The organism is Jiangella muralis (assembly GCF_001270745.1).
In the GTDB taxonomy this organism is placed as follows: domain Bacteria; phylum Actinomycetota; class Actinomycetes; order Jiangellales; family Jiangellaceae; genus Jiangella; species Jiangella muralis.
This window is the reverse complement of record NZ_LFXL01000026.1, coordinates 129,940-146,679: the sequence shown is the minus strand read 5'-3', so window position 1 is coordinate 146,679 and position 16,740 is coordinate 129,940. Positions and strand designations below refer to the sequence as shown.

17 protein-coding genes and 3 tRNA genes are annotated in these 16,740 nt (G+C 70.9%); 8 read left to right on the top strand and 12 right to left on the bottom strand.

All coding sequences use genetic code 11. The features are described from left to right. Positions 1 to 5: 5 nt before the first annotated feature. Positions 6 to 1,337: an FAD-binding oxidoreductase gene (locus ACW62_RS22080; RefSeq protein WP_053206267.1), complete on the top strand. Its 1,332-nt coding sequence runs from the start codon at positions 6 to 8 to the stop codon at positions 1,335 to 1,337. Here the strand turns inward: ACW62_RS22080 and ACW62_RS22075 are convergent. The 7 genes from ACW62_RS22075 to ACW62_RS22045 form a co-directional block, all read right to left on the bottom strand. After that, positions 1,334 to 2,401, bottom strand: a complete 1,068-nt coding sequence (locus tag ACW62_RS22075) for a UDP-N-acetylmuramate dehydrogenase (RefSeq protein WP_053206266.1) — start codon at positions 2,399 to 2,401, stop codon at positions 1,334 to 1,336. The genes ACW62_RS22080 and ACW62_RS22075 overlap by 4 nt on opposite strands. Positions 2,402 to 2,414: 13 nt before the next feature. Next, positions 2,415 to 2,861 carry a MaoC family dehydratase gene (locus tag ACW62_RS22070; protein ID WP_053206265.1) on the bottom strand — a complete coding sequence of 149 codons (447 nt, stop codon included), beginning with the start codon at positions 2,859 to 2,861 and terminating at the stop codon, positions 2,415 to 2,417. Next, positions 2,858 to 3,319, bottom strand: coding sequence for an FAS1-like dehydratase domain-containing protein (locus ACW62_RS22065; protein ID WP_083460036.1), 462 nt, complete (start codon positions 3,317 to 3,319; stop codon positions 2,858 to 2,860). The genes ACW62_RS22070 and ACW62_RS22065 overlap by 4 nt, the downstream gene beginning before the upstream one ends. Positions 3,320 to 3,389: 70 nt before the next feature. Continuing rightward, positions 3,390 to 3,560 carry a 50S ribosomal protein L33 gene (gene rpmG / locus ACW62_RS22060; protein ID WP_026877526.1) on the bottom strand — a complete coding sequence of 57 codons (171 nt, stop codon included), beginning with the start codon at positions 3,558 to 3,560 and terminating at the stop codon, positions 3,390 to 3,392. A 99-nt stretch (positions 3,561 to 3,659) separates the two neighbouring features. After that, positions 3,660 to 3,736, bottom strand: a tRNA-Met gene (locus tag ACW62_RS22055). Between the two features lie 40 nt (positions 3,737 to 3,776). Next, a tRNA-Thr gene (locus ACW62_RS22050) sits at positions 3,777 to 3,849 on the bottom strand. A gap of 117 nt (positions 3,850 to 3,966) precedes the next feature. Further along, positions 3,967 to 4,048: transfer RNA gene (locus tag ACW62_RS22045), tRNA-Tyr, on the bottom strand. A 100-nt stretch (positions 4,049 to 4,148) separates the two neighbouring features. On the opposite strand from ACW62_RS22045, the gene ACW62_RS22040 reads away from it, so the two are divergent. The 3 genes from ACW62_RS22040 (at position 4,149) to ACW62_RS22030 (ending at position 7,847) form a co-directional block, all read left to right on the top strand. Continuing rightward, on the top strand, positions 4,149 to 4,643 hold the full coding sequence (locus ACW62_RS22040; RefSeq protein WP_053206264.1) for a YajQ family cyclic di-GMP-binding protein: 495 nt from the start codon (positions 4,149 to 4,151) through the stop codon (positions 4,641 to 4,643). A 159-nt stretch (positions 4,644 to 4,802) separates the two neighbouring features. Then, entirely contained in the window at positions 4,803 to 5,534 is a 732-nt protein-coding gene (locus tag ACW62_RS22035) for a dienelactone hydrolase family protein (RefSeq protein WP_053206263.1), read from the top strand. Between the two features lie 90 nt (positions 5,535 to 5,624). Then, the gene (locus ACW62_RS22030; protein WP_053206262.1) at positions 5,625 to 7,847 is read left to right on the top strand and encodes an esterase-like activity of phytase family protein; all 2,223 of its coding nucleotides are present in this window, start codon (positions 5,625 to 5,627) and stop codon (positions 7,845 to 7,847) included. A 190-nt stretch (positions 7,848 to 8,037) separates the two neighbouring features. On the opposite strand, the gene ACW62_RS22025 is transcribed toward ACW62_RS22030, so the two are convergent. From ACW62_RS22025 to ACW62_RS22010, 4 genes are all read right to left on the bottom strand, one after another. Then, positions 8,038 to 8,547, bottom strand: coding sequence for a hypothetical protein (locus ACW62_RS22025; RefSeq protein ID WP_053206261.1), 510 nt, complete (start codon positions 8,545 to 8,547; stop codon positions 8,038 to 8,040). Positions 8,548 to 8,623: 76 nt separating this feature from the next. After that, the gene (locus ACW62_RS22020; RefSeq protein WP_053206361.1) at positions 8,624 to 9,475 is read right to left on the bottom strand and encodes a M48 family metalloprotease; all 852 of its coding nucleotides are present in this window, start codon (positions 9,473 to 9,475) and stop codon (positions 8,624 to 8,626) included. A 69-nt stretch (positions 9,476 to 9,544) separates the two neighbouring features. Continuing rightward, positions 9,545 to 9,748 (bottom strand): YbdD/YjiX family protein, encoded by a 204-nt coding sequence (locus tag ACW62_RS22015; RefSeq protein WP_157574906.1) that lies wholly within the window; start codon positions 9,746 to 9,748, stop codon positions 9,545 to 9,547. After that, positions 9,745 to 11,925, bottom strand: a complete 2,181-nt coding sequence (locus ACW62_RS22010; RefSeq protein ID WP_053206260.1) for a carbon starvation CstA family protein — start codon at positions 11,923 to 11,925, stop codon at positions 9,745 to 9,747. The genes ACW62_RS22015 and ACW62_RS22010 overlap by 4 nt, the downstream gene beginning before the upstream one ends. Positions 11,926 to 12,135: 210 nt before the next feature. Between ACW62_RS22010 and ACW62_RS22005 the strand changes: the two genes are divergently transcribed. The 3 genes from ACW62_RS22005 to rarD are packed head-to-tail and all read left to right on the top strand — an operon-like array spanning position 12,136 to position 16,034. Then, complete coding sequence (locus ACW62_RS22005; protein WP_240477383.1) at positions 12,136 to 13,995, top strand: 2-oxoacid:acceptor oxidoreductase subunit alpha; 1,860 nt, start codon at positions 12,136 to 12,138, stop codon at positions 13,993 to 13,995. Between the two features lie 14 nt (positions 13,996 to 14,009). Next, positions 14,010 to 15,050: a 2-oxoacid:ferredoxin oxidoreductase subunit beta gene (locus ACW62_RS22000; RefSeq protein ID WP_053206359.1), complete on the top strand. Its 1,041-nt coding sequence runs from the start codon at positions 14,010 to 14,012 to the stop codon at positions 15,048 to 15,050. Positions 15,051 to 15,110: 60 nt separating this feature from the next. Continuing rightward, positions 15,111 to 16,034, top strand: a complete 924-nt coding sequence (gene rarD, locus ACW62_RS21995; protein WP_053206258.1) for an EamA family transporter RarD — start codon at positions 15,111 to 15,113, stop codon at positions 16,032 to 16,034. Between the two features lie 66 nt (positions 16,035 to 16,100). Here rarD and ACW62_RS21990 read toward each other — a convergent pair whose 3' ends face one another. Further along, positions 16,101 to 16,346, bottom strand: coding sequence for a GntR family transcriptional regulator (locus tag ACW62_RS21990; protein ID WP_053206257.1), 246 nt, complete (start codon positions 16,344 to 16,346; stop codon positions 16,101 to 16,103). Between the two features lie 82 nt (positions 16,347 to 16,428). On the opposite strand from ACW62_RS21990, the gene ACW62_RS21985 reads away from it, so the two are divergent. Beyond that, on the top strand, positions 16,429 to 16,698 hold the full coding sequence (locus ACW62_RS21985) for a hypothetical protein (protein WP_053206256.1): 270 nt from the start codon (positions 16,429 to 16,431) through the stop codon (positions 16,696 to 16,698). Positions 16,699 to 16,740 lie beyond the last annotated feature (42 nt).

Below are 16,740 nucleotides of genomic sequence, written 5' to 3'. Positions count from 1 at the left end.
AGGACGTGACCGCCGTGAGCCCCGACCACTGGACCACCCTGCGCGGCGACATCGCCGGTACGCTCCTGCTCCCGCAGGACACCGGCTTCGACGCCGCCGTCCGGGCGCGGCCGTTCACGGCGCACGACGGCGTCCCGGCGCCGGCCGCGGTGCTCCGGTGTACGAGCGCCGCCGACGTGGCCGCGGCCATCGGGTTCGCGCGCCGCGAGGCGCTGCCGATCGCGGTCCGGTCCGGCGGGCACTGCGCGGCCGGCCTCTCCTCGACGCCCGGTCTCGTCGTCGACGTGTCGCCGATGGACTCGATCGAGGTGGACGGCGACCGCATCGTCGTCGGCGGCGGGGTCCGGCTGGCCGCGCTGGTCGAGGCGCTCGGGGCGCACGGCCGGGCGATGCCGACCGGCACCTGCCCGACGGTCGGCGTCAGCGGGCTGACGCTCGGCGGCGGCTGGGGCATGCTCAGCCGCCAGTACGGGCTGACCTGCGACCAGCTGGTCCGGGCCGAGGTCGTCACGGCCGACGGCGCGGTGCTCGTGGCCGACGACGACCACGAACCGGACCTGTTCTGGGCGGTCCGCGGCGGCGGGACCAGCGGCCTCGGCGTGGTGACGTCGATGGAGTTCCGCACGGTCCCGGCGCCGCCGATGACGAACTTCCGGTACACCTGGCCGGCCGCCGCGGCGGGCGTCGTGCTGCGCGCCTGGCTCGACCGCGCCGTCGACGCGCCCGCCCGGCTGTGCGCCGAGGCCGGCCTCTACCCGGACGAGGTGGCGCTGCACGGCGCGATGGCCGGCACCGAGGCCGAGACGCGCGCGGCCCTGGACCAGCTCTGCGACGGCCTGCCGGAGCCGGTGCGCGCGGAGGCCGCCGAGCTGTCGTACCTCGACTCCGCCCGCGACCTCGCCGGCGCCATCGACACCGCCGACCCGTCCCGTCACCTCTACGCCACGTCGGAGTTCTTCGAGGAGCCGCTGCCCGACGACACGGTCGCCGCCCTGCTCGCGCTGTTCGCGGCCGGTCCGGCCGAACGCGAGGTCGGGTTCATGCCCTGGGGCGGCGGCGACACGGACGTCGCTCCGGACGCGACCGCCTTCCCGCACCGCCGGGCCCGCTACGCCGTCCACCACCTCGCCATCGCACCCGACGCCGACGCCGAGGCCCGCGACTGGACCGGCGCCATGCGCGACACCCTCGGCCCGCACGGCACCGGCGGCGTCTACGCGAACTTCGCCGATCGCGGCCTCGCCGACCCGGACCTCGCCTACTACGGCGCCAACGCCGCCCGCCTGCGCGAGGTCAGGCGCCGCTACGACCCGGACGGCGTCTTCCGCCCGAGTTAGAGGGAGCAGCCGACGAGCGTCGGCTCGGGCACCAGCTCGACGCCGAAGGCGGAGCGGACGCCGTCGCGCACCTCGCGGGCGAGGCCGAGCAGGTCGGCCGTGCTGGCGTCACCGCGGTTCGTCAGGGCCAGCGTGTGCTTGGTCGACAGTGCGACGTCGGCGCGGCCGCCGTCATAGCCGCGGCCGAACCCGGCGTGCTCGATCAGCCACGCCGCGCTCGACTTCACCAGGCCGTCGCCGGCCGGGAACCGCGGCGCGCCGTCGGGTAGCGCCGCGGCCTGCGCCTCGGTGAGCACCGGGTTGGTGAAGAACGACCCGGCGCTCCAGGTGTCGTGGTCGGCGACGTCGAGCACCATGCCCTTGCCGGCGCGCAGGGCGAGGACGGCGGCGCGCACCAAGGCGAGCGGCGCCCGCCCACCCACCTCGACGCCGAGCCGTCGGGCCAGCTCCGCGTAGCGGACCGGCATGCCGAGATCCCCCTCGCGCAGCTGGTAGCTGACGGTGAGGACGACGTAGCGCTCGGACCCCTTGAACCGGCTGTCGCGATAGGCGAAGCGGCAGTCGGCGTTGGCGAACGTGCGGACGCGGCGGTCCTGGCGGTCGTAGGTGCGCACCGTCCAGACCGTCTGCGCGACCTCCTGGCCGTAGGCGCCGACGTTCTGCATGGGGGTGGCGCCCACCAGCCCGGGGATGCCGGACAACGCCTCGATGCCGGGCCACTCGTTCGCGACGGTGTACGCGACGAGCTCGTCCCACGGCTCGCCGGCGGCCGCCGTCAGCAGGACCCCGCCGCAGGCCGCGAGCGCGCCGCTGTCGCAGGAGGCGCTCGCGTCGACGTCGACGCCGCGGGTGCCGACCAGCACCACCGTGCCGTCGAACCCGGCGTCGTCGACGACCAGGTTGGAGCCGCCGCCGACCACCAGCACCGGCTCGCCACGCTCGTCGCAGTCGCGGACCAGGCCGATCAGCTCGTCCTCGGTCGTGGCCTCGACGACCCGCTTGGCCGGCCCGCCCAGCCGCAGCGTGGTCAGCCCGGAGAGGGCGACGTCGGTCAGTTCGCGCATCGCGGCCTCGTCGCTACGACCCCGGCGGCCGGTCGGCCGGCAGCCGGCACAGCGCCCGGGCCTGCGTGAGCACCTTCTGCTCGTCGACCTTGACGGTCAGCTCGAGCGCCACCAGGCCGTCGTCGCGGACGTCGGTGACGGTGGCGGCCACGCGCACCGCGACGCCGATGTCGTCGTCGGGGACCACCACCGGGCGGGCGAAGCGGACGCCGTACTCGACCACCGCGGCGGGGTCACCCAGCCAGTCGGTGAGCAGCCGGCCGGCCAGCCCCATCGTCAGCAGTCCGTGGGCGATGACGTTGGGCAGCCCGACGGACGTCGCGACCCGCTCGTTCCAGTGGATCGGGTTGAAGTCGCCGGAGGCTCCGGCGTACCGGACCAGGTTCTCGCGGGTGATCCAATACGTGTGGTCGGCGACAACGTCGCCGACGGCCAGCTGCTCGGTCACCCGCTCAGTCACTGGCGTCTCCCCCCGTCGGAGTCCTCGGGCCGCACCAGCAGGGTGGCCTCGGACAGGCAGATGTCCGTGCCGTCCTCTTCGTCGCGGACCTCGGTGCGGATCTTCAGCAGGTCGTTGCCGGCGACGGCACGGACCCCGTCGAGCCGGGTGGTCGCCTCGACCCGGGTGCCCACCGACAGTGACCGCGAGTAGGTGAAGCGCTGGTCGACGTGCACGACGCGGGCGAACTCGATGCCCAGGTCCTTCATCAGCAGGTCGAAGCCGTTCATCACGATGATCATCATGAAGGTGGGCGGCGCGACGACGTCGCCGTGTCCGTAGCCGCGGGCCGCTGCGGTGTCGACGTACGCCGGGTTCGCGTCGCCGATGGCCTCCGCGAACTCGCGGATCTTCTCCCGGCTCACTTCGTAGAACTGAGGAGGGTAGACCCGGCCGGCGACCGAGGGATCAATGGGCATGCGTTGAACTTACCGTCACCAGGGCCGGGCTCCGACGGGAGACCCTGGCCACGAGCCGGACGCGAACGCGTCAGCGGGTCTCGCGATGGACGGTGTGCGTGCGGCAGCGCGGGCAGAACTTCTTCAAGTCGAGCCGGTCGGGGTCGTTGCGCCGGTTCTTCTTGGTGATGTAGTTGCGCTCCTTGCACTCCGTGCAGGCCATGGTGATCTTGGGACGGATGTCAGCGCTCTTGGCGGCCACGGGTGCCTCTTTCGGGGACGTCTGGATCGTCGGAACCGTGCAAGGGTACCCGACCTGGTCGTGTCGCACCCAATCGAGCGAATGCGACGGCCGGGCTGGTGGTAGCGGGGGCGGGACTCGAACCCGCGACACAACGATTATGAGCCGTTTGCTCTAACCACCTGAGCTACCCCGCCGAAGGGAGTCGGCGCCGCGCAAACGGCGCAGCCTCACCAGAGCCCCAATACGGAATCGAACCGTAGACCTTCTCCTTACCATGGAGACGCTCTGCCGACTGAGCTATTGGGGCGTGCGCCAGATGAGGTTACACAACCTGGGGCCGTGGTGCGAAATCGGCCGTTCGGCTGCGGAGTTCACGTCCCGAACCGGCCGGGCCGGGACGTTCGCTCACTGTCCTCGAGAGGCGTGGCAGGTGCAGGATTCGAACCTGCGTAGGCTGTGCCGGCTGATTTACAGTCAGCTCCCTTTGGCCGCTCGGGCAACCTGCCGGGTGGTTCCCCGCCATTGGCTGGGACCGGTGAGAGAATACATCAGTGCGGAGGGCGCCGGACAATCGGTTCGGGCTCGAGAGATCCAGAAGGAGCCGACGTGGCTAGCGAGTCGTCGTTCGACGTGGTGAGCAAGGTCGACCGGCAGGAGGTGGACAACGCGCTGAACCAGGCATCGAAGGAGATCGCGCAGCGTTTCGACTTCCGTGGCACCGGCGCCTCGATCCGCTGGCTGGGCGAGCTGGGCGTCGAGATGGAGGCATCCGCCGAGGACCGCGTCAACGCCGTGCTCGACGTCTTCAAGGACAAGCTGATCAAGCGCAAGGTTTCGCTCAAGGCGCTCGACGCCGGCGAGCCGCGTGTGTCCGGCACCGTCTACAAGATCAACGCCACCCTGCAGGACGGCCTCGACCAGGACCAGGTGAAGAAGATCACCAAGGCCATCCGCGACGACGCGCCCAAGGGCGTCAAGACGCAGGTGCAGGGCGACGAGGTGCGGGTCTCCTCGAAGAGCAAGAACGACCTGCAGACCGTCATGGCCATGCTGCGCGAGCAGGACTTCGACTTCGCCGTCCAGTTCATCAACTACCGCTGACGGCGTCGCTGACCTGCTAATCTTCCGAGGGCCGTGCGAGCGAACGAGGAGGTGGTACCCGTGAACGCAGTATCGACATGGGTGCTCCCCTCCGGGGTCACGGTCGGGCGATAGGTCGTCCGGGAGCGCCGTTCACGAGCACTCCCGAAAGGCACGACCATGCGATTCACTTCCGAACAGCGCCTCGACGACGGCGTCCTCGAACGCGAGTTCACCCTCGGCGAGATCCCCGGCATCATGTGGACGCCCGGTTCCGCATCCGCGCCGGTCCCGCTGATCCTGCTCGGCCACCCCGGCGGGCTGCGCACGATGTACCCCCGGCTGGTGGCCCGGGCGCTGCACTGCGCGGCGCAGGGCTTCGCCGCGGCCACCATCGAGCTCCCCGGGAGCGGTGACCGGCCCCGTTCCGCCGTCGCCGAGCAGGCCCGCGCCGACCTGCAGGGGGCGGTGCGGGCCGGCCGGCCGGTCGACGACGAGATCGTCGACCGGCTCGTCCTCCCGCTGGTCGACACGGCGGCCCCGGAATGGCGGGCCGCCCTCGACGCTCTCCTTGCGCTACCCGAGATCGGCGGCCCGGTCGGGTACGCGGGAGGGGTGATCTCCATCGGCATCCGGCTGGCAGTGGTCGAGCCGCGTATCTCGGCCGCTCTGCTGTTCGCCGGGAGCTTCGTGCCCCGTGCCCTGTTCGACGAGGCCCGGCAGGTCACCATTCCGCTGCTGGTCCTGCTGCAGTGGGACGACGAAGGCAACGACCGGCAGCAGGCACTGGACCTGTTCGACGCCTTCGGCAGCGAGGAGAAGACGCTCCACGCCAACATGGGCGGGCACACCGGCGTCCCGCGGTTCGAGGGGGACGCCGGGAACCAGTTCTTCGTCCGGCACCTGACATGACGCGGCCGTTCGCGGGGACTTCGGCCGTGCGCCGGGCGGCGTTCACGACGACGTCGCGTCGTCGTCGCGGGACGCCGTTGTGATCAGCGGATGAGAACTCCACTCGCGCGTTCCGTCGCGGCCGCCGTCGCCGCGACCCTGCTGCTCCCGGCAGCCGCGGCCGCCGGAGAACACGAGCCGCCCAGCCGTGGCTCCGTCACGCACCCCGTCCTCGAGGGGCGGGCCACCCTGTCGGCAGACCACCTGGCCGAAGGGCCGCCCTCGGGCGCCCTGGCGTCGCCGGGAAACGGGCGCCAGGGCCCGTGGGACGGCCAGGTCATCCCCGGCTTCTCGGCCATGGCCGACAACGGCGACGGCACGTTCTGGGCGCAGCCGGACAACGGGTTCGGCTCGAAGGGCAACTCGGCGGACTTCCTGTTGCGCAACTACCTGGTGCGGCCCGACTGGGACACCGGCGACGGCGGCTCGGGCGAGATCGAGGTGGAGCGATTCGTCCAGTACAACGACCGCAACCACGTGCTGGACTTCCCGATCGTCCACGAGTCGACGCCGGACCGGCTGCTCACCGGCGCCGACTTCGACATCGAGTCGCTCGTCCGAGCCAAGGACGGCACGTTCTGGGTGGGCGAGGAGTTCGGCCCGTTCATCCTGCACTTCGCCGCCGACGGCACGCTGCTGGAGCCGCCGGTCCCGCTGCCCGGCGGGCTGAAGTCGCCGCAGAGCCCGTACCTCGCGCCGGGCGAGACGCCGTTGGTGCGGTCCAGCCGCGGCTTCGAGGCGATGGCCGCCTCGCCGGACGGGCGGTACCTCTACCCGATCGTCGAGGGCGCGTACGTCGACGACCCCGACCAGCGGCGCCGCGAGATCCACGAGTTCGACACCCGCCGCGGCACGTACACCGGCCGGACCTGGAGCTACCAGACGCACCAGGAGGCCAACGTCGTCGGTGACGCCTTCACCGTCAGTCGCGGGAAGTTCTGGATCATCGAGCGCGACGACTTCGAGGGCGACCAGTCCGTCGTCAAGCGCGTCTACGAGATCGACCTCAACCGCCGCGACACCGACGGCTACGTGCGCAAGACGCTGGTGCTCGACGCGCTGCGCGTCGACAACCCGCTGGGCATCGACGCCGGCGAGGGTTATGGCCTGGGCGACACGTATGCGCTGCCGGTGCAGTCGTTCGAGACCGTGCTGCGGCTGAAGGACGGCCGCATGCTGATCGGCAACGACAACAACTACCCGGGCAACGACGCGCGCGTCACCGGCAGCCCCGACGACACGGAAATGGCGATCGTCGACCTGCGTCCGTCCCGGCCGTCGGACGACGGCGTCACCGTCGTCGGGCACCGCGGCGCGTCCGGCTACCGGCCGGAGCACACGCTGGCCTCGTACGAGACCGCGATCCTGCAATGCGCCGACTACATCGAGCCGGACCTCGTCTCGACGAAGGACGGCGTGCTGGTGGCCCGGCACGAGAACGAGATCGGCGGCACCACCGACGTCTCCGCCCGGCCCGAGTTCGCTTCGCGGCGCACCACGAAGGTGATCGACGGCGTCAGCGTCACTGGCTGGTTCACCGAGGACTTCACTCTCGCGGAGCTGCGCACGCTGCGGGCGAAGGAGCGGATCCCGGCGACCCGTCCGGCCAACACCGCGTTCGACGGGCTCTACCAGATCCCGACGCTGGACGAGGTGCTGGACCTGGCCCGCACCTCCCGCACCTGCGACGGGCGGCCGGTCGGCGTCTACCCGGAGACTAAGCATCCGACGTACTTCGACTCGATCGGGCTGTCGCTGGAGGAGCCGCTGGTCGCGCAGCTCCGGGGGAACGGGATGAACCACCGGAACGCGCCGGTCATCCTGCAGTCGTTCGAGACCGGCAACCTGAAGCAGCTGGACCGGATGACCGAGGTGCCGCTGGCCCAGCTGATCAGCTCCAGTGGCGCGCCGTACGACCTCGTCGCCGCCGGCGACCCGCGCACCTACGCCGACCTCGCGACGGCGGCCGGGCTGCGCGCGATCGCCCGCTACGCCGACGGCGTCGGCCTGGAGAAGAACGTCATGATCCCGCGCGACGCCGACGGCACCCTGGGCGCGCCCACCCCCGTCATCCGCGACGCGCACCGGGCCGGGCTGCAGGTGCACGGCTGGACCTTCCGCCGGGAGAACCAGTTCCTGCCGGCCGAGTTCCGCTCGTCCGCCGACCCCAACGCCGTCGGCGACGTCGAGGGCGAGATCCAGGTCTTCCTGGAGGCCGGCATGGACGGCTTCTTCACCGACAACCCCGACCTCGGTTCCGCTGCCGCCAACTGACGGCCGCCGTCGCGCGCTCCGGCGCCTCGGTCCGTGCCCTTCGCGCACGGGCCGGGGCGCTGCGTCTCCGATCGCCCTGGACTGGATTTGTCCGGCCGGTGGCCGTAATCTGGTCAGTGCCAGGGCAGTAGCCCGTGGGAAGTGAACCCCGCAGCCAGCCGGACGACTGGTGAGCGGGGTTTCGCGCTTTCTACACCCGGATCTCGGTGGTGCAGCCGGCCACCCGGTCACGCCAATGGCCGCCCTTGGCCCAGCACCATGCGATCGCGTCGGGCACACACAACAGCAGATCGCTATGAGCGCGCTGGTGCTCGTACACCAGGTCGGGACAGTACTCCCGGGCCAGCCGGGCGAGCACCTGCCGATCGAATCGCGCCAGCGACTCGTCGCGCTCCAGCACCAGCCGGGAGACTCCGGCGGCCGCGAGGTCGGGCACCATGCGCTCCAGGCACACGCCGCGGGCTTTCCGCTCGTTCGTGGTCACGTACACCGTCGCGGTGACCTCGAGGTGGTCGATGACCGAGAGCACCCGGTCCTTGCGAGGTGGCCGCTCGTCCTTGAAGTGAATACGCCGCTGACCAGGTCGCAGCACAGCGCGCAGTGCCGCCCGGGCCGCATTCACCTTCCCAGCGGGGACGAGGGCGGCCACGACGACATAGTCGCCGGAGAACGACTCATCGACGAACGCGTGCAGCGGCACCGGCTCGACCTCCTGCCTGGCCGGGCCGTGATCATGGTGTGGCCGATGGTAGCGGGTGGCAACGCGCCGGGTCGTCTCAGCGGCGGTAGCCGGCCCGCTGTTCCAGCCGGGCGACCCGCTCGGCCATCGGGGGGTGCGAGGCGAACAGTTTGGCGATGCCGGTCTGCTGCAGCGGGCTGGCGATCATCAGGTGGCTGGTGGCGACGATGTCGCGCTCGGGCGGCAGCACCAGCCGACGGGTGCTGGCGTCGAGCTTGCGCAGGGCGGCGGCCAGGCCGAGCGGGTCGCCGGTGATGCGGCTGGCCTCGGCGTCGGCCTCGTATTCGCGGGACGGGGCGACGGTGGCGCGGACGACGGCGGCGGCGAGCGGGCCGAGCACCGTCAGCAGCGCCCGCCCCACCGGGCCGGCCCGGCCACCGTCGCGGCCGCCGCCGAGGACGCGGAGGCCGGCGGCGACCATGACGACGCTGGCCACCGCGCCCGCCGTGGACGAGACGACGGTGTCGCCGCGGCGGACGTGCGCCAGTTCGTGCCCGACGACGGCGCGCAGCTCACGCTCGTCGAGCAGGTCGAGGATCCCTTCGGTGCAGCAGACGGCGGCGTGCGCGGGGTCGCGGCCGGTGGCGAACGCGTTCACCGCGCGGGTCGGGCTGACGTACAGGCGCGGCATCGGCACCCGCGCCCGCGCCGTCAGCTCCCGCACGACGCGGTGCAGCACCGGCTGCTCGGCCTCGCTGACGGGGTAGGCGCGCATGGCCCGCAGCGCGATCGCGTCGGAGCGCAGCACCACGTAGCAGTTCAGCACCACGACGACGACCGCCGCCACGAACAGGCCGACCGGCCCCAGCCACGAGCCGGCCAGCAGGGCCGGGCCCGACAGCCCGGCCAGCAGCAGCACGGCCTTCACACGATTGCGTTGCACGTCCACCTCTCGGGCGCCCGTCACCACGAGCACGGCGCCCCTGCGGATGAACGCTCGGTGGACCGGCAGGGTTCCTCAGCAGCAGCGTTGCTGCGGCGACCGGTCGCGGTCGTCCTGCCGGCGACGCTCGAACTCGCGCCTCGACAGCACCCGCCCCGCCGCATCGTGCCGGCGACAATGCTCGACGTAGCGATCGTAGGCGGTCTCGCCGCTGACCTCGCGCAGGTACCACCACACACCGGCGGCGGCGCGTCCGACGGCGCCCAGCAGCGCGGTCATCCGGCCCCCTCCCGGTCGCCGCGGGCGGCGGCCGCCATCAGCTCGCGTTCGGCCCTGGTCGGGATCAGCCCGGACGGCGCCACCAGCGTCGACCGCACGTACGGCGCCTCGGTGCTGGTGGCGGCGGCTGGGTTGCGTAGCGCCTTGACGCACACCCGGGCGGCGTCGGCGATGATGATCACGACCAGCAGCGCGAAGAACGCCGCCAGCACGCCGTCGACGGTGGAGTTCGTCACCACCTGCTCCATGTCGTCCAGCGACTGCGCCGGCGGCAGCACCTCGCCGTTGTCCAGTGCCTCGGAGAACCGGTCCCGCTGGGCGAAGAACCCGAGCCTGGGGTCGTCGGAGAACACCTTCTGCCAGCTGGCCGTCAGCGTGACCGCGGCGTCCCAGAGCAGCGGGATGCCGGTCACCCAGGCCCACTTCAGCCGGCCGCTCTTGATGAGGATGGTGGTCGCGACGGTCAGCGCGATGGCGGCGAGCAACTGGTTCGCGATGCCGAACAGCGGGAACAGCTGGTTGATGCCGCCGAGCGGGTCGGTGACGCCGGCGTACAGGAAATACCCCCACGCGGCGACGACGACCGCGCTGGTCAGCCAGAGGCCCGGCTTCCACGACACGTCGCGCATCGGCTTCCACACGTTGCCGAGGGTGTCCTGCAGCATGAACCGCCCGACCCGGGTGCCGGCGTCGACCGTCGTCAGGATGAACAGCGCCTCGAACATGATCGCGAAGTGGTACCAGAACGCCTGGCCGCCGGCGCCGAACCCGTCGGAGAAGATCTGCGACATGCCGACGGCGAGCGTGGGCGCGCCGCCGGTGCGGGCCACCAGCGTCGACTCCTCGACGGACGCGGCCGCGGCGGCCAGTTGGTCGGGCGTGATCGAGAAGCCGAGACCGGCGACGGCCTGTGACGCCGATTCCAGTGAGTCGCCGAGGAATCCGGCCGGCGCGTTCATCGCGTAGTAGAGGCCCGGGTCGATGACGGACGCGGCGATCAGCGCGCTGATGGCGACGAACGACTCCATCAGCATGCCGCCGTAGCCGATCATCCGGACCTGCGATTCCTTCTCGATCAGCTTCGGCGTGGTGCCGGAGGCGATCAGCGCGTGGAAGCCGGAGAGCGCGCCGCAGGCGATGGTGATGAAGACGAACGGGAACAGCGAGCCGGAGAAGACCGGGCCGTCGCCGCGGGACGCGAAGTCGGTGATCGCCTCGTTCTGCAGCACCGGCCGGGCCAGCAGCAGCCCGACGGCGAGCAGGATGATCGTCCCGATCTTCATGAACGTCGACAGGTAGTCGCGCGGCGCCAGCAGCATCCACACCGGCAGCACTGACGCGACGAAGCCGTAGATGATCAGCGCCCACACCAGCGTCTCGGGCGACAGCGTGAACGTGTCGGCCCAACTGGAGTCCTGGACCCACCCGCCGCCGACGATCGCCAGCAGCAGCAGCCCGACGCCGATGATGCTGGTCTCGATCACCCGGCCGGGCCGCAGCGAGCGCAGGTAGAACCCCATGAACAGCGCGATCGGGATGGTCATCGCGATCGAGAAGGTGCCCCACGCCGAGTGCGCCAGTGCGTTGACGACCACCAGCGCCAGCACGGCGAGCAGGATGATCATGATCGTGAAGACGCCGACCAGCGCCGCCACGCCGCCGACGACGCCGATCTCCTCGCGCGCCATCTGGCCCAGGCTCTTGCCGTTGCGCCGCATCGAGAAGAACAGCACGATCATGTCCTGCACGGCGCCGGCGAAAATCACCCCTACGACGATCCAGATCGTGCCGGGCAGGTAGCCCATCTGCGCGGCGAGAACCGGGCCCACGAGCGGGCCGGCGCCGGCGATCGCGGCGAAGTGGTGACCGAACAGCACCCGCCGGTCGGTCGGCTGGTAGTCGGTGTCGTTGCGCAGCGTCTCGGCCGGCGTCGCGCGGGTGTCGTCGACCTTCAGCACCCGGCGGACGATGAACCGGGCGTAGAACCGGTAGGCGATGGCGTACGAGCCCAGCGCGGCTGCCAGCAGCCACAGCGCCGAGATCTGCTCACCGCGTGTCAGCGCGACGACGCCCCAGGCGACAGCGCCCACGACGGCGACCAGCGTCCAGATCACGATCGATCTGAGCGGAGGACGGCGCCGGGGCGGGGTGGTCTCGGTGCGGACGGTGTCGACCATGACGACCTCCGAACTGATCCGGATCCTGCGATGGTGACCGTAGAGATTACGCTCAGATGTCCCATCGGTCGAGAGACGGCGGGGACGTGTCATCTCTCACGCTTCGGACGCTGGGACGGCTACGGCGAAAAGTCGCCGTAGCATGGATGGTCGGGATCCGAGCCGGGACACCCCGGAGATACCGAACGTCTGAAGGAGGCGTCGACACCGGTGACGGTGAAGCACGTACGCGAGCTCGACCGTGTGGTGATCCGCTTTGCTGGCGACTCCGGTGACGGCATGCAGCTGACCGGCGACCGGTTCACCGCCGAGACCGCCTCCTTCGGGAACGATCTCTCCACGCTGCCGAACTTCCCGGCTGAGATCCGGGCGCCCGCCGGCACGCTCCCCGGCGTCTCCAGCTTCCAGCTGCACTTCGCCAACTACGACATCCTCACGCCCGGCGACGCGCCCGACGTGCTGGTGGCGATGAACCCGGCGGCGTTGAAGGCGAACCTGCCCGACGTCCCCAAGGGCGCCACGATCATCGTCGACACCGGCGACTTCACGCCGCGGGCGCTGAAGAAGATCGGCTGGACCACCAACCCGCTCGAGGACAACACCCTCAGCGCCTACAAGGTGCACGCGCTGGACCTCTCCGGCATCACCATGCAGGCGCTGGCGCCGTTCGAGCTGTCCCGCAAGGACGCCTCGCGCTCGAAGAACATGTTCGCGCTCGGGCTGCTGTCTTGGATGTACGGACGGTCCATCGACGGCACGGTGACGTTCCTGCGCGAGAAGTTCGCGACCCGCGAGACCATCCGCGACGCCAACATCGCCGCGCTCAAGGCGGGCTGGAACTACGGTGAGACCACCGAGGACTTCGCGGTCTCGTACCAGGTCAAGCCGGCCGCCATGCCCGCCGGCACGTACCGGAACATCACCGGGAACCTCGCGCTGTCGTACGGCCTCATCGCGGCCGCGCGGCAGTCGGGGCTGCCGCTGTTCCTGGGCTCGTACCCGATCACCCCGGCGTCCGACATCCTGCACGAGCTGTCCAAGCACAAGCGGTTCGGCGTGCGCACGTTCCAGGCCGAGGACGAGGTCGCGGCCATCGGCGCCGCGTTGGGCGCGTCGTTCGGCGGCGCGCTCGGCGTCACGACGACCTCCGGCCCCGGCGTCGCGCTGAAGGGCGAGACCGTCGGCCTGGCGGTGTCGCTGGAGCTGCCGCTGGTCATCGTCGACGTGCAGCGCGGCGGGCCGTCGACCGGCCTGCCCACGAAGACCGAGCAGGCCGACCTCCTGCAGGTGCTGTACGGCCGCAACGGCGAGTCGCCGGTGCCGGTGGTGGCGGCGTCGTCGCCGTCCGACTGCTTCCACGCCGCCATCGAGGCCGTGCGCATCGCCGTCACCTACCGCACGCCGGTGTTCCTGCTCTCCGACGGCTACCTCGCCAACGGCTCCGAGCCGTGGCACGTGCCCGACGTCGAGTCGCTGCCGACCATCCGCCCCGACTTCGCCACCGAGCTCAACCACGACGGCGAGGGCGAGCGGGACTTCTGGCCGTACCTGCGCGACCCCGAGACGCTGGCCCGGCCGTGGGCCGTCCCCGGCACGCCCGGACTCGAGCACCGCATCGGCGGCATCGAGAAGCTCGACGGCCCCGGCACCATCTCGTACGACCCGAACAACCACGACCGCATGGTGCGGCTGCGCCAGGCGAAGGTCGACGGCATCGCCGGCGTCGGCGAGCTGGAGGTCGAGGACCCCAGCGGCGCGGCCCGGCTGCTGGTGCTCGGCTGGGGGTCGACGTACGGCCCCATCGGCGCGGCGGTGCGGCGGGCCCGCAAGGCCGGCCACCACGTGGCGCAGGCGCACCTGCGTCACCTCAACCCGATGCCCGCCAACACCGGCGACGTGCTGCGGTCCTACGACCGCGTGCTGGTGCCGGAGATGAACCTCGGGCAGCTCGCCCTGCTGCTGCGCGGCAAGTACCTCGTCGACGTCGTCGGGTACAACCAGGTGCGCGGGCTGCCGTTCAAGGCCGAAGAGCTGGCCGACGTGATCATGGAGGAGGTGGGTGCGCTGTGACCGCACCCGTCGAACTGGGCCGGCCCGGCCTCGCCGGGGTGCCCACCACCGACGTCAAGCAGACGAAGAAGGACTTCACCAGCGACCAGGAGGTCCGCTGGTGCCCCGGCTGCGGCGACTACGCCGTGCTGGCGGCCGTCCAGGGCTTCCTGCCCGACCTCGGGCTGGCCCGCGAGAACATCGTCTTCGTCTCCGGCATCGGCTGCTCCTCGCGCTTCCCGTACTACATGGACACCTACGGGATACACTCGATCCACGGCCGCGCACCGGCCATCGCGACCGGCCTGGCCGCGTCGCGTCCCGACCTCTCCGTCTGGGTCATCACCGGCGACGGCGACGCGCTGTCGATCGGCGGCAACCACCTGATCCACGCGCTGCGGCGCAACGTCAACCTGACGATCCTGCTGTTCAACAACCGCATCTACGGGCTGACGAAGGGCCAGTACTCGCCGACCAGCGAGCAGGGCAAGGTCACCAAGTCGACACCCATGGGGTCATTGGAGGCGCCGTTCAACCCGGTGTCGCTGGCGCTGGGCGCCGAGGCGACGTTCGTCGCCCGGACCATCGACTCCGACCGCAAGCACCTCACGTCGGTGCTGTCGGCCGCGGCGGCGCACCGAGGCACCTCGCTGGTCGAGATCTACCAGAACTGCAACATCTTCAACGACGGCGCGTTCGAGATCCTGAAGGACCGCGAGAGCGGCGACGAGGTGCTGATCCGGCTGACGCACGGCGAGCCGGTGCGTTTCGGCGCCGATGCCCAGCTGGGCGTCCGGCGCAACCCGTCGACCGGCTCGCTGGAGGTGTGCGCGAGCGACGACCCCGGCGTCATCGTCCACGACGCCGCGGCCGACGACCCCACCCAGGCGTTCGCGCTGTCCCGGCTGGCCGACCCCGGCACGCTGGCCCGCAGCCCGATCGGCATCTTCCGTCAGGTCGAGCGGCCGGCGTACGGCGACCTCATGGCCGAGCAACTGGACGAGGCGACGGCCAAGCAGGGCGAGGGCGACCTCCAGGCGCTGCTGCACGGCAAGGACTCCTGGACGGTCGGCTGACGCGTCTCGCGTCATGAGCCAACCGTGCAATGGTTGCTGGCGGCCCATTAGCATACGCGGGTGAGTACCCCCCAGCCCGGTCTGTTGTACGGCATTGGCGCGTACGCGCTGTGGGGTGTCTTCCCGCTCTACATCAAGCTGCTCGAAGACACCGGCGCGGTGGAGATCCTGTCGCACCGGGTCGTATGGTCGCTCGTCCTCGTGCTCGGCCTGCTGGTCGTGGGGCGCAACCTCGGCAAGCTGCGGACGCTCGGGCGGCGGTCGTACGGCCTGCTGACGCTGGCGGCGCTGCTGATCTGCGCCAACTGGGGCGTCTACATCTGGAGCGTCAACAACGACCACATCGTCGAGACGTCGCTCGGCTACTTCATCAACCCGCTCGTGACGGTGGTGCTCGGCGTCCTGGTGTTCGGCGAACGGCTGCGCCGGCTGCAGTGGGCGGCGCTCGGCCTGGCCGGTGTCGCCGTCATCGTCCTCACCATCGACTACGGGCGGCCACCCTGGATCGCGCTGAGCCTGGCGTTCTCGTTCGCCACCTACGGCCTGGTCAAGAAGAAGGCCGGCGTCGGCGCCGTGGAGAGCCTGGCGGTCGAGACTGCGGTGCTGTTCCTGCCGGCACTGGGCTTCCTGGTGGTCCTGGCGGCGCGCGGCACCGGCGACTTCGGCGCGGCCGACTGGGGGACGACGCTGCTGCTGGCCGGCTGCGGGGTGGTGACGGCGGTGCCGCTGCTGTTCTTCGGGGCGGCCGCGGTGCGGGTGCCGTTGACCACGTTGGGGACACTGCAGTACCTGACGCCGTCGTTGCAGTTCCTGCTCGGGGTGGCGGTGTACGGGGAGACGGTGCCGCCGGTGCGGTGGTTCGGGTTCGCGCTGATCTGGACCGCTCTCGTCATCCTGACCGCCGAAGTGCTGGTGCGTCGACGCCGGGACCGCCGGGCGGCGTTGGATCGGCTGGTGCTGGATCCGGCCACCGCCGCCGGGTAGCGGCCATGATCATCAACCTTTTGCGTCGTCAGGACAGCTCAAAAGGTTGATGATCATGGCCGACGGTCAGTCGGGGGCGACGAAGGTGCCCTTGCCGTGGACGGTGAGGATGCGGCCGCGGTCGCGGAGCTCCACCATGGCCCGCCGCACGGTGAGGTAGGCGACGCCGTACTCGACGGCGAGTTCGCGCTCGGGAGCCAGCCGCGCGCCGGGCCGGAGCTCGCCGGAGTCGATGCGGGCCGCGAGGTGGTCGGCGATGGCGACGTAGAGCAGCTCGTGACCCTGCGGCCGGAACTCCGGTACGTCACCCATGCGCTCCACGATAGAAGCTCTGCTGACCTGCACAAAGACCTTGAGCTATACAAAGGTCTACAGTGCCACTTAAAGTCATCACATGCGCGACGAGACCTACACCGGGTGGCTGTTGTGGAGCCGCCCGCCGGCACGGCTGCTGGACGAGATCGTCATCACCGACCAGGACGGCCACACCATCACCAACCGCCCGCTCCCCTATGGCACCGTCGGGACCCGCGGCTGGGACGTCACACTGCGGCGGCTCGGCTTCGAGCGCCTCGGCGGCTGGATGCCGGCGACCGGCGGGTACGTGTGCCGTATCCAGCGCATCCCGCCGCCACCGGCCGGCGTGCTGGCGAAAACCGACTGAAGATCTCTAGGGGGTGTCTCCCGAGTCCATGGCCTACTGCGC